Origin of the sequence: Pararhizobium sp. LjRoot235, from assembly GCF_964254145.1 — a bacterium.
Lineage (GTDB): Bacteria > Pseudomonadota > Alphaproteobacteria > Rhizobiales > Rhizobiaceae > Pararhizobium.
In genome coordinates, this window is record NZ_CAXUSP020000002.1 from 880,575 (window position 1) to 902,451 (window position 21,877).

A 21,877-nucleotide genomic window follows, 5' to 3' on the forward strand; every position below is an offset into this window, starting at 1 on the left:
TTGCTGATCTCAGCGGATTTGTTGCCGGGCGCGTGTGGCGATTCTTTCGTAGATGTCATGAATTAGTTCACGCATCTGAAAAGCGCGACGGACCCCCTGGGGCAGAAGCGCCTTCAGGTGCTCTCGGCCGGAATCGAGGCCGACGATGGGGGCGAAAGGCGTCATGACAGTGGTCTGATCGGCAGGATAGAGGCGCACGAATTCGACGAAGTTGGTGAAATCCTCGTGGTTATAGGACTGGAGCAGGAACGTCTCGGCGGCAAGCCCCTCGGCCAGGACCACTTCATGGGTATCGAGCACAATGTGGAAATATTCGATCATCTCCTGGTTTTCCGGAAGGGCAGGCGCAATCGAGATCCCATTGACCAGGTCCTTCACCCGGATGAGCACACCATCGATGAACAGGGCGTGACCGGCAGAGAGATAGAGATCCCGGTGGGGCGTCTGATGGTCAAGAGCGTGTCGCGAAATGCGGATCGGCACGACGCTGTCATTCCAGGATGATCCGCTTCGCTTGTAAAGATGGCGACCGATCCATTTGACCGCCAGGGCTTCGCCTCGCACCGTTTCAACGCGATCACCGATCTGAAGATCCTCAATGCAGACCTCGCCCGTCGGGGTCAGGATGGCGGTGCCGCGCAGGAAGCACATCGGGCTGCCGCCGGACTGGCCATTGCCCCCGGACTGGCCATGGGATTTGCCTCCGGGCTGGCTATGGGGCTTGCCGTCGTGTTTCCACCATTTCCTTCCCCTGGCCTCGGTCGAAGACGGAAACATTGCCGCCGCCGCAAGCGTACCCATCGCCGCAATTCTGGCGCTCGTTGCGGCCGCCAACCCGAGGGAGTGACGGCGTGCCCGATTGAGCTGCATTTTTGGTTCATTGCCGGACATCTTCCTCTCCTCATTCGGTTTTTACACCGGTCCAGGAAACACACGTCGATTTTGCATCAGGATGCCGTGTCAGGCTATCGCTCTTTTCGTGCATGCACCGTAACTCGCGCGCGCTATAGGGCGTAGGCGCCGGAGGGGGCCGCAGCCCTTTGATGGACGGATTGAACGCCACCATCGCAAAGATCGGGTCGTGGACGACCGGAGTTTTCGCTGAGGCTGTGATTGCATCCTGACTGTACAGTGCCGATAAGGCTTCGTGGCGCCCCGGCTCTTGCCTCTTCCAAGACTCGCAATGGCCGCCCGATCGTCGCCTCCCCCTGGCGTCAAGCGTGGCAGCGCGCAACCGCACTTGGTGCGGGAAACGAAGCGAAGCCTTGCAGGAGCGCGGGCATATTGAGCAGTTATAACGCCGCCATATTCGGACGAAACCGCACGGCATGTCGAGGCAACAAAAATGTTCGATAATGCTCAGGTTCGGCGGGAACAAGTCTTTACGGGCTCTCGCCGCTCCGGGTAGCCGCTTCCCGCACCCGCGTTTTCAAGCGTGCGATGCCACCTGCCCCCCTCACCCGACGGGTTTCTGTAGTCGAAGCCGATCAAAATGAGTTGACTTCGCCGAACGCCAGCAGCCGCACTACATTCCTCTGGACGGCCCGGCCACGGAGGAGCTACCCCTTGCGCGCGTTTCACGTCACACACATCGTCGCGCTATTGCTTGCGCTTCTGGTCACATCCGCACCGGCACAGGAGCAGCGCGACCGGCCACAGCGGCAAGACGCGCAGAGCGGGATTTTCAGCCTTATTCCGCCGGACTCCGTTACGGAGCATAGTTTGAGGTTTGGTATCAAGACGCTGCCTTATAGTGCAACGATGGGCACGCTCGACGTGTTCGGGCAGAATGGTGAGCGCTCAGCCAAAATCTTCTACACAGCCTATGTTGCGAACGACCGGCCGATCGACCGGCCCCTCACCTTCGTCTTCAACGGTGGCCCTGGCGCCGCTTCGGCGTATCTTCACCTAGGGCTGGTCGGTCCACGCATACTTGAGTTCGGTCCACGTCAGGACGATGGAACGCGACCATTGCTCACGGATAATCCGGACAGTTGGCTCGCCTTTACCGACCTCGTCTTGATCGATCCAGTCGGGACTGGCTGGAGCCGCGCCGCCAGCAATGAGGATGCCAAAAGTTTCTATGGGGTTCGTCAGGACGCCGAAAGCCTTGCCAAGATAGTCGCGTTGTACACGCAGAAGAACGGTCGGCTCCCGTCGCCGAAATATCTTGTGGGTGAAAGTTATGGCGGATTTCGCGCCGCAAAGGTTGCTTCGGCGTTGAAAGACACGCAGGGAATTCTTGTCTCAGGCATCATCATGATCTCACCGATGATCGAGGGCCGGTTTCTGTGGGGCGCCGATGAGGATCCACTAACCGCTGCTCTGCGCTTGCCATCGCTCGCCGCTGCAGCTCTTGAACGGAAAAATGCGTTCGATCCGACCCTCGTGGAAGAGGCCGAACGGTTTGCCATGTCCGACTATCTTGTCTCGCTCGCAGGTCCTTCCCCCAGGGGGGCTTCCGCTGATGCGCTGTATGCGCGCGTCTCGGCACTTACGGGTATCCCGCAGCAGGAGGTTTCGCGAACGCGCGGCTTCATCGGTGACATTTACGCAAAGCAGTCAGCAGGCGCCGGCAGGGTCGTCAGTCCCTATGACGCGGCGCATTCTGTTGTCGACGCCTATCCCGACGCGGCCACAAGCCGGAATGATGATCCGGTCCTTGACGGTTATACCCGGGCCTACGCCGCTGCCTTCGTCGCTTACGCGCGCGACGAACTCGGCTTCAAAACGGATATGACCTACACGCTCTTGAACGAGGACGTGAACCGCCGCTGGGAATGGAACAGCGGCCGGGGTGCCGATAGCCGCGTTACCGCGTCTGCGGCAACCAATATTCGCGACCTCTTATCGGTGATCCCTCAGTTTCGGGTGATGGTATCGCATGGATACAGCGACACGCTGACACCCTATGGCTTCAGCAAATATGTTCTCGACCATTTGCCGTCGTCTCTCGGCGCGGGACGGGTGAAGCTCGATCTGTATCGGGGCGGACATATGTTCTATACGGCACCGGCATCGCGGGCTGCATTTTCGCAGAACACACGCCGCTTTTACGAGACTGTATGGAAATAACTGTGAGTCGAAATCACTTGAGCGGGTTGGCTTGGGCTCAGAGTCGAACCGCGCGGCTCCGCAATAAGCACGAATTTTCGTTTCCGTCTGATCGGCTGACAAGAAAGGCCGGACTGCTGCGGAACCTATGCATTCCCCCTTCAGCCGACCCTGCCAAGCGGATGACCGTTGGCCCGCATCAGCGCCAAGATCATCGGTCCGAGCGAAAACTCGCCTTTCGCCGCTCGCCGCATCAGGTCGCGCAGATAGCCGCCGGCCGAATTGATCTGGCCACCACAGGCCGGGACACGATCAAGCGCTGTTTCGGCGCTCAAGTGGCTCTGCAGAAAGAAGCTCACCAGAGCATTCAAACCGCAAGTGGACGATCCATGGCGGTGAACTCAGGTCAACGGGGATTTCGGGGCCCTACAGCGAGTCGCTTAGCGCAGCACCAGCCGCAGCGCTTTCCGTGTCTCATTCAACATCGGCAGATAACGTGCAGCCATCTCGGCAGCGGGCACATGGGCGGCGGGTGCGCCGATGTTGATGGCGGCGACCACCCGGCCGCGATCGTTTTCGATCGGCACGGCGATCGAGCAGAGGCCGAGCTCCAGCTCCTGATCAATCACGGCGTAACCCTCGGCGCGGATACGGCGAAACTCCTCCATCAACACATCCGGATCGGTCTTGGTTAGCGGCGTGTTGGCCTTGAGGTCCGAGCGATCGAGAACATTGCGCGCCTCTGCCTCGGCTAGTGCCGCCAAAAGCACACGTCCCATCGAGGCGCAATAGGCCGGCAAGCGAGAGCCCGGCGACAAATTTATCGACATGACGCGCTTCTGCGACGCGCGCGCAATATAGACGACTTCCGTTCCATCCAGCACAGAAGCCGAAGCACTTTGTCCCGCTTTTTCCGAGAGTTGGTCGAGATAGGGTTGGATCAACAGAGGCAATGGCGTGGCGGACAGATACGCGTGTCCAAGCCGCAGAACCTTCGGCGTCAGCGTAAAGAACTTGCCGTCATAGTCGGCGTAACCGAGATCAGCGAGCGTCAGCAGACAGCGCCGCACCGTTGCCCGGTCAAGATCCGTTAGCTTGGCAGCCTCGGCAATGCTGAGCCTTGGCCGCGTCTCGCCGAAAGCCTCGATGACCTTCAGCCCTCGCGCAAAACCACTGACAAAGTCCGATTCCCGCATATCCCGCTCCTTAAAGGCTGAGTCTATTATGTGCGATATACGAACAAATGTCAAATACCGCACAAAATATTTGACGGTCACCGGATTTGAGCGCTTATTTACGGCGACCTAAATCCATTTGAGGAGGAAAATACCTTGGCGCGATTGACTTCGCTGGCGGAAGCCATTTCCGAAAACGTGAAAGACGGCGATACGGTCGCCATGGAGGGCTTCACCCACCTGATCCCATACGCCGCCGGGCATGAGATAATCCGGCAGAGCAAGAAGGATCTCTTCCTGATCCGCATGACGCCGGACATTCTCTATGACCAGCTGATCGGCGCGGGCGCTGCGCGCGGCATGAAGTTCTCCTGGGGCGGAAATCCCGGCGTCGGCTCACTGCATCGTTTTCGCGACGCCGTCGAGAACCAATGGCCGCGACCGCTGGAGATCGAAGAACACAGTCATGCGGCGATGGCCAACGCTTACGAGGCAGGCGCGGCCAACCTGCCCTTCGCGATCCTGCGCGGCTATATTGGCGCCGACCTGCCCAAGGTAAACCCGAACATCAAGCAGATCACCTGCCCTTTCACCGGCGAAATCCTGGCCGCCGTTCCCGCCATCCGCCCGGACGTGACGATCATCCACGCCTTGCGAGCCGACCGGAAGGGCAATGTGCTGCTGGAGGGAATTGTCGGCGTTCAAAAGGAAGCGGTACTTGGCGCCAAGCGCTCGATCGTCACGGTGGAGGAAATCGTCGACGAGCTTGCCCCACCCTCGCCCAATTCCGTCGTCCTGCCGTCTTGGGCAATCACGACCGTTGTCGAGGTACCCGGCGGCGCCTTCCCGTCCTATGCACAGGGCTATTATCCGCGGTCCAACGCATTTTACATCGCCTGGGATGAGATCGCCCGCGATCGCGACAGCTTCCAGAAATGGATTGAGGAAAACGTCATGAAGGCTGGTCCGCAAGACTTTGCCAAGCATGCAAAGAAAGCTGCGTGAGGAGACGACAATGACCGATTTCACCCCCACCGAAATGATGACCATCGCCGCTGCCCGCGCGCTCACGAATGACGACGTCTGCTTCGTCGGTATCGGCGCGCCCTCCGCCGCCTGCAACGTCGCTCGCCTCACCCACGCGCCCGATATCACACTGATCTACGAAAGCGGTACGGTTGGCACCAGACCGGACGTGCTGCCGCTGTCGATCGGCGACGGCGAGTTGTGTGAAACCGCCCTCTTCACCGTCTCGGTGCCCGAGATGTTTCGCTATTGGCTGCAGGGTGGCCGCATCACCACCGGCTTCCTCGGCGGCGCCCAGATCGACAGGTTCGCCAACCTCAATACCACGGTCGTCGGCCCGTATGCGCGTCCGAAGGTCCGCCTGCCCGGCGGCGGCGGTGCGCCGGAGATTGCCAGCAATTGCGGCCAGGTCTTTATCACGATGGCGCTTTCAAAGCGCGGCTTCGTCGAGACGTTGCCCTTTATTACCTCCATGGGCCATGGCGAGGGCGGTAACCACCGCGAACGGCTCGGCATGAAGACGAAGGGTCCGACACGCGTCGTCACAGATCTCTGCATTCTGGAGCCGGATCCGGTCACCAAGGAATTGGCCGTCGTATCGATTCATCAGGGCGTCGCACGCGAACAGATCATCGACAATTGCGGCTGGTCGATCAAATTCGCCGAAACGGTGATCGAGACGCCCGTGCCGACCGAGATCGAGCTGAAGACGCTGCGCGACATTAACGCACGCACGAAAAAGGCCCATCAGGGCGACAAGGAGGCTGCGTAATGGCTGACGCTTACATCTGCGACTATATCCGAACGCCGATTGGTCGGTTCGGCGGTGCATTGTCTTCCGTTCGGGCCGATGATCTCGGGGCTATTCCGCTGCGGGCTCTGATGGCGCGCAATACTTCCGTCGATTGGCAGGCCCTCGATGACGTCATCCTTGGCTGCGCCAACCAGGCGGGAGAGGACAACCGCAATGTCGCGCGCATGTCGCTCCTACTGGCCGGCCTGCCGCTCGCGGTCTCCGGCACGACGATCAACCGGCTCTGCGGCTCGGGCATGGATGCAGTGATCACCGCCGCCCGAGCCATTCGTTCCGGTGAGGCGGACCTAATGATCGCCGGCGGCGTTGAAAGCATGTCGCGGGCGCCCTTCGTTCTACCCAAGGCCGAAAGCGCCTTCTCCCGTTCAGCCGAAATCCATGACACGACCATCGGCTGGCGCCTCGTCAATCCGTTGATGAAGAAGCAATACGGCGTGGATTCCATGCCGGAGACCGGCGAAAACGTTGCCGAGGACTACAAAGTCAGCCGCGAGGATCAGGACGCCTTTGCCGTCCGCTCCCAGAACAGGGCTGCCGCCGCACAGGAAAACGGGCGGCTGGAGCAGGAGATTACCTCCGTCGCGATTCCGCAACGCAAGGGCGAGCCGATCGTGGTCGAAAAAGACGAGCATCCGCGCGCAACCACGATCGAGACGCTCGCCAAGCTCAGGGCACCTTTCCGCGAAGGCGGTTCGGTGACGGCGGGTAACGCCTCCGGCGTCAATGACGGCGCTGCCGCACTGATCATCGCTTCGGAAGCCGCAGTGAAGAAACATGGCCTGGCGCCGATCGCCCGCGTCATGGGTGGCGCTGCCGCCGGCGTGCCGCCACGCATCATGGGTGTCGGCCCGGTTCCGGCGTCGCGAAAATTGATGGCGCGGCTTGGGCTGGAGGCGAGGGACTTCGATGTCATCGAACTCAACGAAGCTTTCGCGTCCCAGGGTCTGGCCGTGCTACGCGAACTTGGCATCGCCGACGACGATCCGCGCGTCAACCGCAACGGCGGCGCTATCGCGCTTGGCCATCCGCTCGGTATGTCCGGCGCCCGGATCACCGGCACAGCGGCGCTCGACCTGAAGCTGACGGGCGGCCGTTATTCGCTGTCGACCATGTGCATCGGGGTAGGGCAGGGCATCGCGGTCGCGCTGGAGCGCGTCTGATGTCGTTTTGCACTTAATCGCAAGACGCTGCCTGCAAGAATTTCAACAAGATAGCCCGACAGTTAATTTGAGACTTGGCACTTAATGTCAGATTTTGGGTATCCATGCGCGGAAGGCCGCGGAATGGCTCGCGCGCAGGCGCACTTGCTGATGTATGGTGAGGCTGTCGCTCACGCGATGTACTGATCCGGGGCCTTTTCGGCCTCACGGAGGCTTTTCCACGTCCACGGGAGCAGTTCGTGGAGGCGGGAGACGGGGAGATCGGCGATGCGGGCGAACACATCGGCGAGCCATTCCTTTGGGTCCAGGTCGTTGAGGCGACAAGTCGTGATGAAGGTGAGCATGAGAGCGGCACGATCGGCCCCGCGCTGGGAACCGGCGAAGGTTCAATTGCGGCGCCCGAGGGCAATACCTCTCAGCGCGCGCTCTGCGGCGTTGTTCGTGAAACAAATCCGGCGGCTGTTTTTAATACGGACCAAAATTTGTATATATTTTTCGGCCAGAAGGGTGACCTGTCATGCCTGATCCCACATCCGATACGCTGGAGCGCATTCACGACCGTATCGCCAAGGCCGCACCTGCCGGCGTCTGATCGCGTGCCGATTTCCTGGATATCGGAACCCCCAACGCCGTCGAAAAGGCACTGCAGCGGCTTGCCAACCGAGGCGCCATTCGTCGCCCTCACCGAGGCCTCTACGACAAGCCAGCCACCAGCCAGCTGACCGGCAAGATGTTCTTCCGCCGCGGGCCTCATTCATCGATGCGATTGCCCGGCGCGACAAGCTACGGGTATGCGTGGACGGCATGACCGCCGCCAACGACCTGGTCTAACGACAGCCGTCCCGGCACGCTCGACGATCTACGCCGACACCTATCCAAGGACGATCGAGATCGAGGCCAATGCCGGCGACCCGAACGCGACGAAACCCGTTATTTATACGCTGGATTTCAAGCGCATCTCGGCAAAGACCGCCTTCTGGGCGGGACGAACGGCGATGCGCGTGATCCAGGCGCTCAATTGGTTTCGCGACGAACGATCCAACTTGGACATCGTTGTCGAGGGTATCGCGCGCCACCTGGCGCAAAACCCGCACCAGGAGGCGATCATCCAGGATCTGCGCGAAAACATCCACGCCATCCCCGCCTGGATGTATTCGACCGTGGACACGATAATCCGTGCTCCGCGTGGCTCAACCCACAAGGCACTGGAAGAGCATGAAACAGGCGTTCATTGAAATCCTTCGTTCGACCATCGATGAGCGCCGAGCACTCTTTTCTGCCGTGGCTTCCGATCTGGAAACGCGGGCTGAAAATATTGAAAAGGACTAGGCAGAAGCAGTAGCCGCTGCCAAAAACCGCTAAATTCAAAGTGTTCAGTGCCTGAAAACGCAAAAACTGCGGTTCCCGACGAGATGTTATGCGATGCTGCAAGCACAGAACGAGAACAGAAACCAAGCCCGCTTGGGCGCTGGCGACAAGCGCGCGGATCCGATCAGCGAAAGGCAAATGAACGCCGCCGATGAATTGCTCCGCGCCACCGCGCGCTGGGCGCAGACGGCTATTGGATCGTCTGCCGGATTTGCGGTGAAGGCTATTCTTTGGGGGAAGTCGTCCGCCCCGGCAGGAGCAAGCGGGCCAAGCTCAACGCCGCCGCCGATCTCCGGGCCCTGTCTCGATAAGCTCGCAGAAATGTGGAACCTCGCTACTCAGCGCTGATGGCCCGCGTTGCCGCGCACGGAGGCCGACAAGCACCCGCCCTGCGGCAGAACGATAGTCTTATGTCATTGCTTAATCGTCCTCGACATACAGGTCGAACCGCTTCCGAACTTTTTAGAACACTCACCGATAACTGATAAAGCGCACCTAATTTTTGTTCCCTCTGCCGCTGTCGCGCACCAGGCTTTGGTTGTCCCGTTGCAAATAGCCAGCTTCTCCTTGCAGTAGTTGGCCCGGGTGAGGCTATGCGGCTGACCACTATCAAGAGCCAAAGCGACCCCGCCCCAGAGAAGCCCGCCAACGCACAATGCCACAGGGGCCGAGTATTTATGAAACCGCATGGCAACAACCTCCATCGCCGATCTTACGTGAATACGAGTGGCCCAGATGGGCGAAGGGACCCGTCTAGATTTTGCCTGTCTTTTTGCACCGATGGTATTGGTTGGTGCAATTTGTCGTGCAGGTCCTCGATGCCTGCTGTTCTGTGCCAAGAACCTCGTAGCAACGGCTCACACAGGAATTGAGAACAAAGTCGCATAACTGCTTTTGCGGTGAAGATGTCGATGTGTCGGGTTGCCTGCGCGTTTCCGCGTCGGCTTGTACAGACGAAATCAGCACAACGAGCATTGCCGCGACTGCCATGACAAGGTGTCGTATCATTGGATGTTTTCCTTCCAGCGGCATCGGAACCGAAACGAACCGTCCCCCTATCGCCCCAGTTTGGCAATTAGTCACTTTGGGGGTGAGCCGGGAGCTGATCGAGCAAAGGCGGCGCTCGGTCACGGGAATTTCCTCGCGTGGATCAAGGTCGAATTTGGCGGATGACGGATTTGGGCGAGGGCTGCTTCATGGCGGAGGACAGAGCGGGCGCGGTTCCGCCCTCGAAAGCGGCCACGGAAACGAAAGATGAACAAAACCCCGAAATAGCAGGGCATGACGCCCAAAGCGCCCTTGTGCGAATCAGCCACTGCTCTGAAATTGAAAAGGCGACTGTCTAGACCACAGTCGCCTTTTGTCAAACCAAGCCATAGGACGGCAAGGCATGAAGACATTTCAGACTTTAAACCTGCGGGCAGAGTCGTCAAGCCGTCCTTGGCTCCACACAAGGACTTTTTGAAATGGCTAAAGCACCTAAAAACCACGGCACCCCTTGGACAAACAAGGACGTAAATCAGCTTAAGAAAGAGGCTGCCGGCAACACGCCGACGCGGGTTCTTGGTCTGCATCTCGGCCGCACCCCTGAAGCCGTTCAGGCGAAAGCGAGTGAGATCGGGGTTTCTTTGAAGCTGACGAACCAAAGCCCATACGGCACAAAGAAGTCTTAGCTGGCTTACAGCTCCGGGCGTCCCCTTGCCGACCCAATATCGCCGAGCCAGCGGGCTGCAGCCCCTCCTCTCGGCGATCTTCGCCATGGATCCCTCGAGCGGTTCCGGCACGTGCTGGAGGCGGGCCAACAGGTCCTTCACGTAGTCCAGGGCAGTGGCAAGGGGCGTCCCGCCCATGTGCTCGGGCCGTATCCGGTTAGGGGCCGATAGCGGCCTACGTCTCAATTGCTCGCCTTGAAGGGATCAGAACCGTCGACCCTGTTGTTACAACTTCCATCCGTGTCAAATTCTCTAGCCCGGACATGAACTTGGTCTGGGTTGAACGACCGATTCGGGGCCGATTGCGGACTGGTAGATTTCGAGCTCCCGACTGACCAAATCTGCCGTTCTTGGCTCAGCGATTTTGATTCGACGGATAACGGCCGGTGTCACGCTCAGGTATCAACGCTTCACCCGGAAGCTTTCACCGACCCAGGTAGCGGAATTTTCGCCGCCTTAGCAAAAGCAGCGGAAAGGGCGCGCCTTACGGCTGCTTCCCGTGAAGGCCAATGTGGAAGCATTCGCTCGATGTCGCACTCCCGGTCAAGTTCCGCCAGCCTTGTTTCGAACTGGTCGGGATGAACCTCGTAGTAGGCGAGCCTCTCCTCCATCTGCCAGCGCAGGCGTCGGTTGATTTCGACGGAAGTCTGGGCGCTCACCCGGTTCGCTGTCGTGGCCATGGTTGTTTCTCCTCTGCGCCGGGAACCACAGGACGAGCACAAAGTTCCGCGCCTGATCTTGAACGCATGTCATTATTCATTATACAATATATTAGATCGTATATTGATACGATATACGGAGCCAGCCATGCCTATCACCGCAATATCCGAAAAACTGTCGGTCTCGCCGCAGCCAAGTGTCGAGGACGTCCGGTCGTTGCGCGACCAAGGATTTATGACACTCATCAACAACCGACCGGACAACGAGGATCCTTCCCAGCCGGGAACGCAAGCCGAAAGCCAAGAAGCGAAGCACTGCGACCTGTCTTACGCGTTCATTCCTGTCACGGCCGACACGATCACCGAAGCGGATGTGCGTGCCTTTCAGCGGGCGGTCGATGAGTCGGAAGGCCCCGTCCTTGCACATTGCCAGACCGGCAAGCGCTCGCTGAACCTCTACCTCATTGGCGAGGTGATTGATGGTCGGATGTCTGCCGACGAGGTCGTTGAATTCGGACGCAGCCGCGGCTTCGACACTTCTTCCGCTGCAGCTTGGCTGGAGAGGCATGCCGCGCACCGGCCGCAGGTGAAGGGCTTCTTCGACAATCGCACCTGGAGCGTCCAGTACGTGGTGTCCGATCCCGCGACCCGCAAGTGTGCCATCATCGACCCAGTCCTCGACTTCGACGAGAAGGCCGGAGCAACGGCGACCATCAATGCCGACGCGATTCTCGACTACGTCCGCGAAAAAGATCTGACGGTCGAGTGGATTCTAGACACCCATCCGCATGCGGATCATTTCTCCGCAGCCCAGTATCTGAAGGAGAAGACGGGCGCCCGAACTGCCATCGGCGAACGGGTCGTGGACGTCCAGGAGCTGTGGAAGGGCATCTACAACTGGCCCGAACTTGCCACCGATGGCTCGCAATGGGACAGGCTCTTCGCTCATGGCGAGACTTTCAAGGTCGGCTCCATCGATGCGAAGGTGCTGTTCTCGCCAGGACATACGCTTGCCTCCATCACCTACGTTATCGGCGAGGCGGCCTTCGTGCACGACACGCTCTTCATGTCCGACAGCGGCACGGCTCGGGCCGACTTTCCCGGCGGCGATGCCCGCGTCCTGTGGAAGTCGATCCAGGAAATCCTCGCACTCCCGGACGAGACGCGGATCTTCACGGACCACGATTATCAGCCGGACGGGCGCGCACCCCGTTGGGAAAGCACGGTGGCCGAGCAGAAGAAGTCCAACCCGCATCTTGCCGGCGTGAGCGAGGAGGAATTTGTGGCGCTGCGGACAAAGCGCGACAAGACGCTGCCGATGCCGAAGCTCATCCTGCATGCCCTGCAGGTGAACATCCGCGGCGGGCGTCTACCGGAGCCGGAAGCCAACGGCAAGCGCTACCTCAAGTTTCCCCTCGATACATTCCAGGGAGCAGCATGGGAATGAGCACCGACCTCAAGGCAATGATGAAGCCGGGGCTTTCCCCCGCCGAAATGGCCAACCGGGCCGGAGAAGTCGCAATCCTCCTGAAGACGCTGTCCCATCCGGCGCGCTTGACGATGGTCTGCACTCTTGTGGAGGGCGAGTATTCGGTCGGCGAGCTTGAAGAGAAGATCGACGTCCACCAGCCGCATCTGTCGCAGCACCTGACGGTGCTGCGCAACTCGGGCATTGTCGAAACCCGTCGGGAGGGAAAACAGATCTTTTACCGCCTGACGGAAGAGAAGGCCGCGCAACTGGTAGCCGCGCTCTATGACATCTTCTGCGTGAAGGAAGACAAATGAGCACTTATCTCCCACCTCTGCTCGGCGGCATGCTGATCGGCGCATCGGCCGTCATGCTTCTGCTCCTCAACGGCCGGATTGCAGGGATCAGCGGGATTGTCGGGCGTCTCGCCCAAGGCGTCGGCTTGACCACCAATCTCGCGTTTGTGCTCGGGCTGCTGCTTGGGCCGCTCACCTACCTGCTGGTGTTCGGCGGCTGGCCGGCCGTGCAGATCACCGCCGGCTGGCCGCTGATCATCGTCGCGGGGCTGCTCGTCGGCTTTGGCTCGCGCATGGGATCGGGCTGCACCAGCGGCCACGGCGTTCTCGGGCTTGCCCGCCTGTCGGCGCGATCGATGGTGGCGGTCGCCACGTTCCTGACGGTCGGCGTGTTTGCCGTCGCAGTTCTGCGAGGTCTCGGACTATGAACAGGAACAGCTACCAGTTCGGGGCCGCTCTCGCCTCGGGCATCGTCTTCGGTTTCGGCCTGTCTTTGTCCGGCATGCTGAACCCGGTCCGCGTCCAGGGCTTCCTCGACGTGTTCGGCGCATGGGATCTGAGCCTTGCCTTCGTCCTCGGCGGCGCCGTCGTTGTCGCCTTCATCGGCGTGCAGGTGATGAAGCGTATGCGGCATCCAGCCTTCGACGACAGTTTCCATGTGCCTACGAGCCGGCGGGTCGACTCGCCACTGGTGATCGGCTCGGCCTTGTTCGGCCTGGGCTGGGGGATCGGCGGCTTCTGTCCGGGTCCGGCGGTTGCGTCCCTGTCGAGTGGCATCCCCCAGACAGCGCTGTTCGTCATCGCGATGCTGGTCGGCATGACCTTGTACGACAGAGTATGGAGCCGACGGACGTGAGCACCTCTATTTTGGCGCAGTCGGCTCCTGCAAGCCCAGCATCCACGGCGCGTTCCGCCCAGGCGATCAACGTAAATGGGATCATACTGTTGAGGCAGGCCCGAAACAGGAAACGCCGCCATATCGCGACGTCCCTTGGCAAGGCCAACCCGCGTGACCTGATGACGCCAAGGAGGATCGCGCCAGCCATCAAGGTGCGTGCGGCAATCAGTGTCACCGGCGGGATCGTTTCCACGTCGATTTTGGTGAAGGTGTACGATGCGCCCTGCGCGGACCGATTTTTCGCGCGGCGACTGACAAATCTCGGTCAGCGGCCGGGATCGACTCACAGCGGCCACTCTTCAGCATCTCAATTACTGTAACTTACTGGCTCGTAATCGATGCCGCCGACGCGGTGCAAAGCAAATCATAGCGATTTGAGCCATTCAGCTAGCTCGCTTTCAGCGCGTTCTAAGGCACTATAGTTGAGAAGCTTGCGCAGCATCGCAACAGTTACCGCCCTTGCTCGAAGGTTGAAGCGGCTATCATCATGGTCGTCTGATGCGGTTTGATAGACGTCGAGTTTTTCATAAAGTTGCTGAAGTCTGTTCTGGACACTGCGAAGCGAAAGATTGCGTCTTCTCGCAATGGCTCGATCCGTCAGGCCCAACGCAATATCGACCAGGATTTCATACTCCGTGTCGCTAAACCCTTTTGTCTGGCCGAGGCTCTTTTGCTGCATCCCGCGTACTTCCCGATCAATGACGCATTGCGCCTCGACGAAAATGCTGCGCAAAGCCAGTTTCAACCGCTCGTCGGAGGCGGACTTGAGCACATATCCATAGGCCGCACCGTCCGGCACGATACGCGAAACACCCCGCACGTAGGCCTCATCGGAATAGTTGGACCAGAAGAGGATGCGCGTATCCGGCCGCTCTTTCCAGATCGTGCGGGCGGCCTCGATGCCATTTCGATTGTTCATCTGTAGATCCATGACGACATGGGCCGAACGGTGGTCGCGTGCGAGCTTTTCGCCCGCGGTGCCGCTTTCCGCCTCGATCACCGTTTCGCATTCCGGCAAGGCGGCACAGACGGCTTCATGTAGGTAGGAGCGGTGCAAGGGGTCGTCTTCGACGATCAGAACTTTCATGGCTCGTTCCTTAGGCCCGCTTGGCGCAGCGTTTGCGCCGCCACTGGCAGATGCACGCCGATCGCGGTCCCGAGATTGTTTCGACCCGCACTGATGGAAAACTTGGCGGAAATCAGCCTAGCCCGCGTTTTCATATTGTCGATACCGCCGCCATTGCGCCGGCGCTGTTTGGCAATACCAACACCGTCGTCACAAACTTCAATTAAAAGGCCATCGGTTTGCTCACGAAGCCGCACCACAATGCGGTTAGCCCGCGCATGGCGCACAGCATTGTTGATCGCCTCCTGGGTAATGCGAAACAGCGCAATGCAGACGGTCTGATCAAGGCCATCGATGCCGCCGTCCGTCTCGTCGATCAACTCGCGCTCGATCGAAAGGGCGCTGTCGCGCACCGATCGGTCGAGGTGGTTCTCCACTGCCTGCACGAAACCGAAGAGCTGCAGGACGGAGGGTTTGGCCTCCTCGATGATTTGCCGGAGATCCTGCATGCATTGCTGCAGGCTGCGAACCAACGGCTCCAATACTTCGCCGGCAACATCCGGTTCGTGGGTAAGCCGCTCCAGCCGTCGCGACAAGCGCGTGAGGTCCGCCAACGTCTGGTCGTGCAGGTCCATGCCGATGCGCTGCCGCTCGCGCTCGAGGGCTTCCGTCAAATTGAGTGCGCCAAGCCGCAGTCCCTCTTCGCGTGCTCGGGCCTCGGCCTCGACAATCGCCGATTGCTGCGCCTGCTCGGCAGCCCGGAGAGCAAAGAAATAAGGTGACAGCAAATCTGCAATGGAGCGGGCGTTGATGATGTCTTCCATCGTGTAAAGTCCTGCCTGGTGCGACGAACAGCTCAGTGCACCGATCACGTCCCCTTCCACTTTCAGCGGAACATGGAGTCGGCTGCGTAGAGCCTGATCGAAAATAGGCAAGGTAAAGGCACCTTCGAAATTGAACCGCGGATCGATTCCAGCGTCATCTGTCAGAAAATACGAAACCTCGCCCCAGAGGAGGGTACGGATCGGGCTGCCGGAGACGAGCGCCGGCGGATGGTTACCCCATGCGGTTTCGAGCCCGGTCTCATAGGCCGTATGGTATTTGCCACCGTGCATGATGATGCAGACGTCCAGATGATCATGCGGGATGATATGGGAGATCTCCACCGCCACGGCGCGAATGGCGGAGCGGAACTCAAGCTGCCCGGCAAGCAGGCGCGATATTCCCAGATAATGATCGAGAAGTGCCGATGGCGCCATTTTGAGCACGGTGTATCTCCCCCCCGCCGACTTCGTCCCGCCTCCACGGTAAAGCCCAGGTCGTTCCTCATTCTCTAGTAAGCGCCCGACAGGCGCCGCGCGTCCTGCAGGATCCCGCATCATCTACAGCAGATACCGCAAAAGCGCTGCCTCAAACTTCCTATACAAGCCTCCAGTTCTATACCATCCTGTGCCTGCTGAGAGGAGGAAGCTCGGCATTTCACAAAAAGCTCGTCACCGCTTCGGCCAGGATGGACAGATCCCGCTCAATGAAAGTCGGATCAACAGGGAGAGAGAGATGAATTTCAGAAAGATGCTTCTGGCATCGGCAGCACTGTCGTGCGCCGTAATGCCGATTCAGGCAATCGCCGATACGTCGGCCAAGAAGATTGCGTTGTCCAACAACTACGCCGGCAACTCCTGGCGGCAGGCAATGCTGACAAGTTGGGAAAAGGTGGCCGGCGAAGCTGTGAAGGCCGGCATCGTTGCCGCGGCCGATCCTTTCACCACTGCCGAAAACCAGGCGACCGAACAGGCGGCTCAGATTCAAAACATGATTCTGCAGGGTTATGACGCCATTGTGCTCAACGCCGCGTCTCCGACGGCGCTCAATGGTGCCGTCAAGGAAGCTTGCGATGCTGGCATCACCGTCGTGTCATTCGATGGCATCGTCACCGAACCGTGTGCGTGGCGCATCGCTGTAGACTTCAAGGAAATGGGTCGTAGCCAGATTGAATATCTGTCCAAAAAGCTGCCGTCGGGTGGCAATTTGCTTGAAATTCGCGGCCTCGCTGGCGTCTTCGTAGATGACGAGATCTCGGCCGGTATCCACGCCGGTGTGGCGCAGTTCCCGCAATTCAAGATCGTCGGCTCCGTACACGGCGACTGGGCGCAGGACGTGGCCCAAAAGGCCGTGGCTGGCATCCTCCCGAGCCTTCCCGACATTGCCGCGGTTGTCACCCAAGGCGGGGACGGTTATGGCGCGGCGGAAGCCTTCGCAGCCGCCAAGCGGCCGATACCAACCATCATCATGGGCAACCGGCAGGACGAGTTGAAATGGTGGAAGGAACAGAAGGATGCCAATGGCTACGAAACCATGTCGGTTTCGATCGCACCTGGCGTGTCAACGCTCGCCTTCTGGGTTGCCCAGCAGATTCTCGACGGTAAGGAAGTGAAGAAGGATCTCGTCGTTCCCTTCCTCAGCATTAGTCAGGACACGCTGGAAACCAATCTGGCCAACACCCAGGAAGGTGGCGTCGCCAACGTCGAGTATTCGCAAGCTGATGCCGAAAAGGTCATAGCGGAAGCAAAATAAGGTATCCTCCCAACTTACGGTTCTGTCTGGTCTTCGAACCGGCCAGAACCGTCCCTTTTTCCGGGAATGCACAGTAATGACGGCAATACCGCTGCGGGACGCGGTCATCGAGGTCGCGGATGCCAAGGTCAGCTTTGGCGCGGTCAAGGCACTCGATGGCGTAACCATGAGAATTCTGCCTGGCGAATGCGTTGGCCTCGTCGGACACAACGGCGCCGGCAAATCGACAATCGTCAACGTCATCAATGGCGGGTTGTCGCCCCATCAGGGCACGATCGCATGCGGGGGGGAGCCGATGCCCCGTTATGGCATCACTGCGGCGCGCGCCAATGGCATTCGCTGCGTCTTCCAGGAACTGTCGCTGTGTCCGAACCTGACGGTGATCGAGAACACCCGCGTAATGCACCGCACGCTCGCGGGCTGGGGCTGGCGGCATCGAGCAGCACGCATTATCGGCGACAAACTCGATGAGATCTTCCCCGGTCATGGTATCGACCCAACCGGTGTCGTCGGAGATCTTTCGATCGCAGAGCGTCAGATGGTGGAGATAGCCACGGCCTTCTCGCAGGTAGCACAACCAGTGAAACTGGTGATTCTCGATGAACCCACGTCGTCACTCGATGCAACCCTCGCGACGCAGTTGCTGGGCTATGTCCGCAGCTTCGTCGAGACCGGCGGATCGGTCATCTTCATCTCCCATATCCTTGGCGAAATACTATCGACGTCCGACCGCATCGTCGTGATGAAGGACGGCAAGGTGGTAACCGATCGACCTGCCGGCGAATTCGACGCGCACAGCCTGGTCGCGGCGATGGGGAGCGTGGTCAAGGGTCGCGATCAAGAAAAGCGCGTCAAGGATACCGCCGGGCTGACGCCGCTTCTGTCGCAGCCTTCGCGTCGCGGCAAGGGTCTTGCCTTTCAGGCTTTTCCTGGCGAAATCATCGGTCTTGCCGGCCTGGGTGGCCACGGCCAAACCGATACGCTAGTCGAGCTCTATCTAGGGCGCACTGGGAGCTGGTTCCGCCGGCGCGAAGCTCAGGTTGCCTTCATCGCCGGAGATCGCGCGCTAAATGGCGTATTCCCGCTTTGGAGCATCCTGAAGAACCTGACGATCGCTGATCTTGCAGGCCTCTCCCGCAGCGGCATCGTCAGCGAGCCCGCCGAGGCTGATCTCGGGCAGGCCTGGAAAGAGCGTATCGAGATCCGCACCCAGAATGTCGGCAATCCGATTCTGTCGCTGTCAGGCGGCAACCAACAGAAGGTATTGTTTGCCCGTGCCCTTGCCACGCCGGCACCCGCCGTACTGATGGACGATCCCATGCGCGGCGTCGACATCGGCACGAAGCAGGAGGTCTATGCCATCCTAAGGGCTGAGGCGGATAAGGGACGCACATTCGTCTGGTACTCGACCGAGATGGATGAAGTCTGCCTTTGCGACCGGGTTTATGTGTTCAATAACGGTATAATCGTTGCTGAGCTCAAGGGAGACGATGTGACGGAGAAGAATATCCTGGCAGCCTCTTTCATGGGCGCCGCGGCATGAAGAGAGCCCTACCCTCCGATTCGATCCGACTTTTGATACCCGCGTTGTCGCTGACCATCCTGCTGATCGCAGTCTTCTATCTTCAGCCGCGCGCCATGAGTTATGTGGGACTCAACCTTCTCTTCAATCTGGCCGTGCCGATTGCTTTGGCGACGATTGCGCAGATGTTGATCATGACGGTCAACGATCTCGACCTGTCGATGGGTACTTTCGTCAGTTTCGTGGCTTGCGTCGCTGCGACGTTCCTAGAGGCCACCCCCGTGATCGGTGTGCTCATCCTTGCGGCCGCTATCGCGACCTATGCAGCACTCGGCGTGTTGATCCATGTCCGTACGCTTCCGTCCATCGTCGTCACACTCGGCATGAGCTTCGTTTGGGGTGGTCTTGCAGTCCTCATCCTGCCGGCTCCTGGCGGACACGCGCCGGAGTGGGCGCGCGCCGTCATGATCTCCCGGCCACCGTTGGTGCCGATGGCGATCATCGCCTGCGTCGTCATCGCGATGGTCGCGCATTTTGTGATCATACGTTCGTCCATCGGTGTTATCCTGCGCGGCGTCGGCGGCAATGCCCGCTCCGTAGAACGCGCGGGCTGGTCTATTCTGGGAGCGCGGGCAGCGACTTACGCGCTGGCGGCTTTTTTTGCCATTCTCGCCGGTATCTCGCTGGTCGGATTGACCACCTCGGCCGACGCCAATATTGCGCTTCGCTACACGCTCTTGTCGATTGCCGGTGTCATCCTTGGGGGCGGCGAGTTCACCGGTGGCCGCGTCTCTCCCATCGGCGCGGTCATCGGCGCGTTGACGCTGACGCTTGCCGGCTCGTTTCTATCCTTCCTGCGGATCTCGCCGGATTGGCAGATTGGCGCGCAGGGTGCGATTCTGATCGTCGTGCTTGGGCTCCGGCTGCTGCTCAAACGCCTTGAAAACCGGGAGAAGCGATCATGAGCATCTTCGCTTCCCTGTCTCGTAAGCCCTGGATCTGGTCTTTCGTTGCAGCATTCGTCGTCTGGATCGCCACCATCCTATTTACCGGTGGTACAAGCGCAATTGGGCTCAGCCAAGCGGCGCTGACTTTCGCCGCTTTCTCCATACTTGTCGGCATTGGCCAAATGTTCGTGATCACGCTGGGGCCGGGCAACATCGATCTCTGCGTTCCGGCCACAATGACGCTTGCGGGCACTGTCGCACTGAAATTCATGCAGGTCGATAATTCGCTCGTCCTGCCGGGTCTTGCCGTCGCCGTCGCGATCGGCGTTGTCGTCGGCATCGGCAACTTTGCTCTGATCAAGCTCTTGCAGATCCCGCCGATCATTGCGACGCTGTCGATGAGTTTCATTGTGCAATCGACGGCGATCTGGACCAATCGTGGCCTACGTATCAAGCCGCCACAGGCCCTTGCAAAATTCACAACCGAAACGACGATCGGGATCCCGCATGTCGCGCTCGTTGCCTTGGTCCTTTCGGTTTTGGCCTTTGTCCTGTTGCAAAAGACTGTCTACGGGCGCTGGATCGCGGCAATCGGTCAGAGCAACCGTGCGGCTCGGATGGCCGGCATCCCGGTCGACGGAACGCGCTTCGCCACCTACATCCTGTGCGCCATTTTGGCCGCGGTCTGCGGTTATCTCCTTGCCAGCTTCTCCGGTGGCGCCGCGCTCAACATGGGTTCGGAATACCTCTTGATGTCGATCGCCGTCGTCGTCATCGGCGGCACGGCTGTTGCCGGCGGCAACAGCAATGTGGCCGGAATCTGGGGAGCATCGCTCTTCATGTTTCTTGTTGTTTCCATGCTCAATACCTATGGAGCCGGAGCCGGCATCAGGCTGATCATGACAGGCCTCATCATTATTGCCGTCATTGTGGTCGCAGGCGGCCGCAATCCAAACCAACGATAATCCGGTCCGATCCCATGCTCCAAGTATCTCCCTATGAAGTCCATGACCCAAGATTTAAGGCGCTGTTCATCGGCAGTGTCGTCCTCGAAGAGCTTTATACCGGCTGCCGCTGGGCGGAGGGTCCGGTCTGGTTCGGCGATGCCCAGCAGCTTGTCTGGAGCGACATTCCGAACGAGCGCATGTTGCGCTGGGTGCCGGACGGCGGGGTTTCCGTGTTCCGCGCGCCGTCGAACTTCGCCAATGGCAACACCCGCGATCGGCAGGGGCGGCTGATTTCTTGCGAGCACGGCACGCGGCGCGTCACGCGTACCGAAGCGGATGGTTCGATCACGGTTCTTGCCGACAGCTATCAGGGAAGACGGCTGAATTCACCCAACGATGTCATCGTCCGGTCGGACGGCACCATCTGGTTTACCGATCCGACCTACGGCATTCTCTCGGATTATGAAGGTTATCAGGCAAATCCGGAACAGCCCACCCGCAACGTCTACCGGCTCGATCTCGCCACCGGCGATCTTGCCGTCGTTGTCAGCGATTTTCTGCAGCCCAACGGCCTTGCCTTCTCACCGGACGAGACCAAGCTCTATGTCACCGACAGCGGTGCGAGCCACGACGATAACGCGGCCCGCCATATTCGGATCTTCGATATCGGGGATAACGGAGCGCTGACAAGCGGGCGAGTTTTCTGCAACATCGATAACGGCATCCCAGACGGGATGCGCGTTGATGTGAGTGGAAATGTCTGGTCAAGCGCTGCAGATGGGGTGCACTGCTTTGCGCCGGACGGTACTCTCATCGGCAAGATCAAGGTTCCCCAGACGGTCGCAAATCTCACATTTGGCGGGCCACGTCGCAACCGCTTGTTTATCACCGCCACACAGTCGCTTTATGCCATTTATCTGACGACAACGGGAGCGACCTGGCCTCGGTGACGCGCAGACGGCGGAACTCGCGGACGCCGTCCTCACAAGCCGCCGTCTCACGGCGCCCCGGACGACATTCGGTTGCAGACTGGATCGATCTTCACCTGGATAGCGCTGCGACGCCAGCGAGATTGGCAAGTTCATGACCTCTCATCATCGATTGGTTCCACTGCTTAAGTCCGGCTCGGAAGATGGCATCGAGCTGTTCCGCCAACCCGGCGAGTGTGACCTCACCCAACCTGCCAATCAG

At 59.7% G+C, this 21,877-nt stretch carries 19 protein-coding genes and 6 pseudogenes; 17 read left to right on the forward strand and 8 right to left on the reverse strand.

Translation table 11 applies throughout. The features are described 5' to 3' along the window. Positions 1-9: 9 nt before the first annotated feature. Positions 10-891: a Hint domain-containing protein gene (locus tag ACSQ2Z_RS24865; RefSeq protein ID WP_436083867.1), complete on the reverse strand. Its 882-nt coding sequence runs from the start codon at positions 889-891 to the stop codon at positions 10-12. Between the two features lie 675 nt (positions 892-1,566). On the opposite strand from ACSQ2Z_RS24865, the gene ACSQ2Z_RS24870 reads away from it, so the two are divergent. Continuing rightward, positions 1,567-3,075, forward strand: a complete 1,509-nt coding sequence (locus ACSQ2Z_RS24870; protein WP_436083868.1) for a S10 family peptidase — start codon at positions 1,567-1,569, stop codon at positions 3,073-3,075. Positions 3,076-3,215: 140 nt separating this feature from the next. Here the strand turns inward: ACSQ2Z_RS24870 and repC are convergent. After that, positions 3,216-3,350, reverse strand: a pseudogene (gene repC / locus ACSQ2Z_RS24875) (replication initiation protein RepC); the annotation flags it as partial. 144 nt (positions 3,351-3,494) lie between these two features. After that, positions 3,495-4,250 carry an IclR family transcriptional regulator domain-containing protein gene (locus tag ACSQ2Z_RS24880; RefSeq protein ID WP_436083869.1) on the reverse strand — a complete coding sequence of 252 codons (756 nt, stop codon included), beginning with the start codon at positions 4,248-4,250 and terminating at the stop codon, positions 3,495-3,497. Positions 4,251-4,385: 135 nt separating this feature from the next. On the opposite strand from ACSQ2Z_RS24880, the gene ACSQ2Z_RS24885 reads away from it, so the two are divergent. From ACSQ2Z_RS24885 to pcaF, 3 genes are read left to right on the forward strand one after another with little or no spacing between them, the layout of a single operon-like run. Beyond that, the gene (locus ACSQ2Z_RS24885; protein ID WP_436083870.1) at positions 4,386-5,234 is read left to right on the forward strand and encodes a CoA transferase subunit A; all 849 of its coding nucleotides are present in this window, start codon (positions 4,386-4,388) and stop codon (positions 5,232-5,234) included. Positions 5,235-5,244: 10 nt separating this feature from the next. After that, positions 5,245-6,027 carry a CoA-transferase subunit beta gene (locus tag ACSQ2Z_RS24890; protein ID WP_436083871.1) on the forward strand — a complete coding sequence of 261 codons (783 nt, stop codon included), beginning with the start codon at positions 5,245-5,247 and terminating at the stop codon, positions 6,025-6,027. After that, positions 6,027-7,229 (forward strand): 3-oxoadipyl-CoA thiolase, encoded by a 1,203-nt coding sequence (pcaF, locus tag ACSQ2Z_RS24895; protein ID WP_436083872.1) that lies wholly within the window; start codon positions 6,027-6,029, stop codon positions 7,227-7,229. The genes ACSQ2Z_RS24890 and pcaF overlap by 1 nt, the downstream gene beginning before the upstream one ends. A gap of 170 nt (positions 7,230-7,399) precedes the next feature. Here the strand turns inward: pcaF and ACSQ2Z_RS24900 are convergent. Further along, positions 7,400-7,684: pseudogene (locus ACSQ2Z_RS24900) on the reverse strand (transposase domain-containing protein); the annotation flags it as partial. A 152-nt stretch (positions 7,685-7,836) separates the two neighbouring features. Between ACSQ2Z_RS24900 and ACSQ2Z_RS24905 the strand changes: the two are divergent. From ACSQ2Z_RS24905 to ACSQ2Z_RS24920, 4 genes and pseudogenes are all read left to right on the forward strand, one after another. After that, a pseudogene (locus ACSQ2Z_RS24905) lies at positions 7,837-8,464 on the forward strand (DUF6088 family protein). Further along, a pseudogene (locus ACSQ2Z_RS24910) lies at positions 8,445-8,555 on the forward strand (nucleotidyl transferase AbiEii/AbiGii toxin family protein); the annotation flags it as partial. The pseudogenes ACSQ2Z_RS24905 and ACSQ2Z_RS24910, both read left to right, overlap by 20 nt. A gap of 144 nt (positions 8,556-8,699) precedes the next feature. Then, positions 8,700-8,945 (forward strand): annotated as a pseudogene (locus tag ACSQ2Z_RS24915) (hypothetical protein); the annotation flags it as partial. 1,118 nt (positions 8,946-10,063) lie between these two features. Beyond that, positions 10,064-10,270, forward strand: a complete 207-nt coding sequence (locus ACSQ2Z_RS24920; protein WP_436083873.1) for a hypothetical protein — start codon at positions 10,064-10,066, stop codon at positions 10,268-10,270. Positions 10,271-10,719: 449 nt separating this feature from the next. On the opposite strand, the gene ACSQ2Z_RS24925 is transcribed toward ACSQ2Z_RS24920, so the two are convergent. Continuing rightward, entirely contained in the window at positions 10,720-10,989 is a 270-nt protein-coding gene (locus tag ACSQ2Z_RS24925) for a hypothetical protein (RefSeq protein ID WP_436083874.1), read from the reverse strand. A 127-nt stretch (positions 10,990-11,116) separates the two neighbouring features. Between ACSQ2Z_RS24925 and blh the strand changes: the two genes are divergently transcribed. The 4 genes from blh to ACSQ2Z_RS24945 are packed head-to-tail and all read left to right on the forward strand — an operon-like array spanning position 11,117 to position 13,588. Further along, positions 11,117-12,415, forward strand: a complete 1,299-nt coding sequence (blh, locus tag ACSQ2Z_RS24930) for a bifunctional sulfur transferase/dioxygenase Blh (RefSeq protein WP_436083875.1) — start codon at positions 11,117-11,119, stop codon at positions 12,413-12,415. Beyond that, entirely contained in the window at positions 12,406-12,753 is a 348-nt protein-coding gene (gene bigR, locus ACSQ2Z_RS24935) for a sulfite-sensing transcriptional repressor BigR (protein ID WP_436083876.1), read from the forward strand. The genes blh and bigR overlap by 10 nt, the downstream gene beginning before the upstream one ends. Further along, a complete protein-coding gene (locus tag ACSQ2Z_RS24940) occupies positions 12,750-13,160 on the forward strand; it encodes a YeeE/YedE family protein (protein ID WP_436083877.1) in 411 nt (136 codons plus the stop codon). The genes bigR and ACSQ2Z_RS24940 overlap by 4 nt, the downstream gene beginning before the upstream one ends. Next, positions 13,157-13,588, forward strand: a complete 432-nt coding sequence (locus ACSQ2Z_RS24945) for a DUF6691 family protein (RefSeq protein WP_436083878.1) — start codon at positions 13,157-13,159, stop codon at positions 13,586-13,588. The genes ACSQ2Z_RS24940 and ACSQ2Z_RS24945 overlap by 4 nt, the downstream gene beginning before the upstream one ends. A 28-nt stretch (positions 13,589-13,616) precedes the next feature. On the opposite strand, the pseudogene ACSQ2Z_RS24950 reads toward ACSQ2Z_RS24945, so the two are convergent. The 3 genes and pseudogenes from ACSQ2Z_RS24950 to ACSQ2Z_RS24960 form a co-directional block, all read right to left on the reverse strand. Continuing rightward, a pseudogene (locus tag ACSQ2Z_RS24950) lies at positions 13,617-13,853 on the reverse strand (EamA family transporter); the annotation flags it as partial. A gap of 141 nt (positions 13,854-13,994) precedes the next feature. Beyond that, positions 13,995-14,717 (reverse strand): response regulator transcription factor, encoded by a 723-nt coding sequence (locus tag ACSQ2Z_RS24955; protein WP_113007828.1) that lies wholly within the window; start codon positions 14,715-14,717, stop codon positions 13,995-13,997. After that, complete coding sequence (locus tag ACSQ2Z_RS24960; protein ID WP_436083879.1) at positions 14,714-15,964, reverse strand: GAF domain-containing sensor histidine kinase; 1,251 nt, start codon at positions 15,962-15,964, stop codon at positions 14,714-14,716. The genes ACSQ2Z_RS24955 and ACSQ2Z_RS24960 overlap by 4 nt, the downstream gene beginning before the upstream one ends. A gap of 289 nt (positions 15,965-16,253) precedes the next feature. On the opposite strand from ACSQ2Z_RS24960, the gene ACSQ2Z_RS24965 reads away from it, so the two are divergent. The 5 genes from ACSQ2Z_RS24965 (at position 16,254) to ACSQ2Z_RS24985 (ending at position 21,636) form a co-directional block, all read left to right on the forward strand. After that, on the forward strand, positions 16,254-17,270 hold the full coding sequence (locus ACSQ2Z_RS24965; RefSeq protein ID WP_436083880.1) for an ABC transporter substrate-binding protein: 1,017 nt from the start codon (positions 16,254-16,256) through the stop codon (positions 17,268-17,270). A 76-nt stretch (positions 17,271-17,346) separates the two neighbouring features. Beyond that, on the forward strand, positions 17,347-18,813 hold the full coding sequence (locus ACSQ2Z_RS24970; protein ID WP_436083881.1) for an ATP-binding cassette domain-containing protein: 1,467 nt from the start codon (positions 17,347-17,349) through the stop codon (positions 18,811-18,813). Further along, positions 18,810-19,757 (forward strand): ABC transporter permease, encoded by a 948-nt coding sequence (locus tag ACSQ2Z_RS24975; RefSeq protein ID WP_436083882.1) that lies wholly within the window; start codon positions 18,810-18,812, stop codon positions 19,755-19,757. The genes ACSQ2Z_RS24970 and ACSQ2Z_RS24975 overlap by 4 nt, the downstream gene beginning before the upstream one ends. Further along, on the forward strand, positions 19,754-20,704 hold the full coding sequence (locus ACSQ2Z_RS24980) for an ABC transporter permease (RefSeq protein ID WP_436083883.1): 951 nt from the start codon (positions 19,754-19,756) through the stop codon (positions 20,702-20,704). The genes ACSQ2Z_RS24975 and ACSQ2Z_RS24980 overlap by 4 nt, the downstream gene beginning before the upstream one ends. A 14-nt stretch (positions 20,705-20,718) precedes the next feature. Beyond that, positions 20,719-21,636 (forward strand): SMP-30/gluconolactonase/LRE family protein, encoded by a 918-nt coding sequence (locus ACSQ2Z_RS24985; protein ID WP_436083884.1) that lies wholly within the window; start codon positions 20,719-20,721, stop codon positions 21,634-21,636. Positions 21,637-21,877: the final 241 nt, after the last annotated feature.

Bases quoted from the DNA above. Each gene is read 5' to 3' on its own strand.
- ACSQ2Z_RS24865 (WP_436083867.1), bottom strand. From the start codon at position 891: ATGTCCGGCAATGAACCAAAAATGCAGCTCAATCGGGCACGCCGTCAC.
- ACSQ2Z_RS24890 (WP_436083871.1), top strand. From the start codon at position 5,245: ATGACCGATTTCACCCCCACCGAAATGATGACCATCGCCGCTGCCCGC.
- bigR (WP_436083876.1), top strand. From the start codon at position 12,406: ATGGGAATGAGCACCGACCTCAAGGCAATGATGAAGCCGGGGCTTTCC.
- ACSQ2Z_RS24965 (WP_436083880.1), top strand. From the start codon at position 16,254: ATGAATTTCAGAAAGATGCTTCTGGCATCGGCAGCACTGTCGTGCGCC.
- ACSQ2Z_RS24985 (WP_436083884.1), top strand. From the start codon at position 20,719: ATGCTCCAAGTATCTCCCTATGAAGTCCATGACCCAAGATTTAAGGCG.
- blh (WP_436083875.1), top strand. From the start codon at position 11,117: ATGCCTATCACCGCAATATCCGAAAAACTGTCGGTCTCGCCGCAGCCA.
- ACSQ2Z_RS24880 (WP_436083869.1), bottom strand. From the start codon at position 4,250: ATGCGGGAATCGGACTTTGTCAGTGGTTTTGCGCGAGGGCTGAAGGTC.
- ACSQ2Z_RS24970 (WP_436083881.1), top strand. From the start codon at position 17,347: ATGACGGCAATACCGCTGCGGGACGCGGTCATCGAGGTCGCGGATGCC.
- ACSQ2Z_RS24920 (WP_436083873.1), top strand. From the start codon at position 10,064: ATGGCTAAAGCACCTAAAAACCACGGCACCCCTTGGACAAACAAGGAC.
- ACSQ2Z_RS24940 (WP_436083877.1), top strand. From the start codon at position 12,750: ATGAGCACTTATCTCCCACCTCTGCTCGGCGGCATGCTGATCGGCGCA.
- ACSQ2Z_RS24925 (WP_436083874.1), bottom strand. From the start codon at position 10,989: ATGGCCACGACAGCGAACCGGGTGAGCGCCCAGACTTCCGTCGAAATC.
- ACSQ2Z_RS24980 (WP_436083883.1), top strand. From the start codon at position 19,754: ATGAGCATCTTCGCTTCCCTGTCTCGTAAGCCCTGGATCTGGTCTTTC.
- ACSQ2Z_RS24975 (WP_436083882.1), top strand. From the start codon at position 18,810: ATGAAGAGAGCCCTACCCTCCGATTCGATCCGACTTTTGATACCCGCG.
- ACSQ2Z_RS24945 (WP_436083878.1), top strand. From the start codon at position 13,157: ATGAACAGGAACAGCTACCAGTTCGGGGCCGCTCTCGCCTCGGGCATC.
- pcaF (WP_436083872.1), top strand. From the start codon at position 6,027: ATGGCTGACGCTTACATCTGCGACTATATCCGAACGCCGATTGGTCGG.
- ACSQ2Z_RS24955 (WP_113007828.1), bottom strand. From the start codon at position 14,717: ATGAAAGTTCTGATCGTCGAAGACGACCCCTTGCACCGCTCCTACCTA.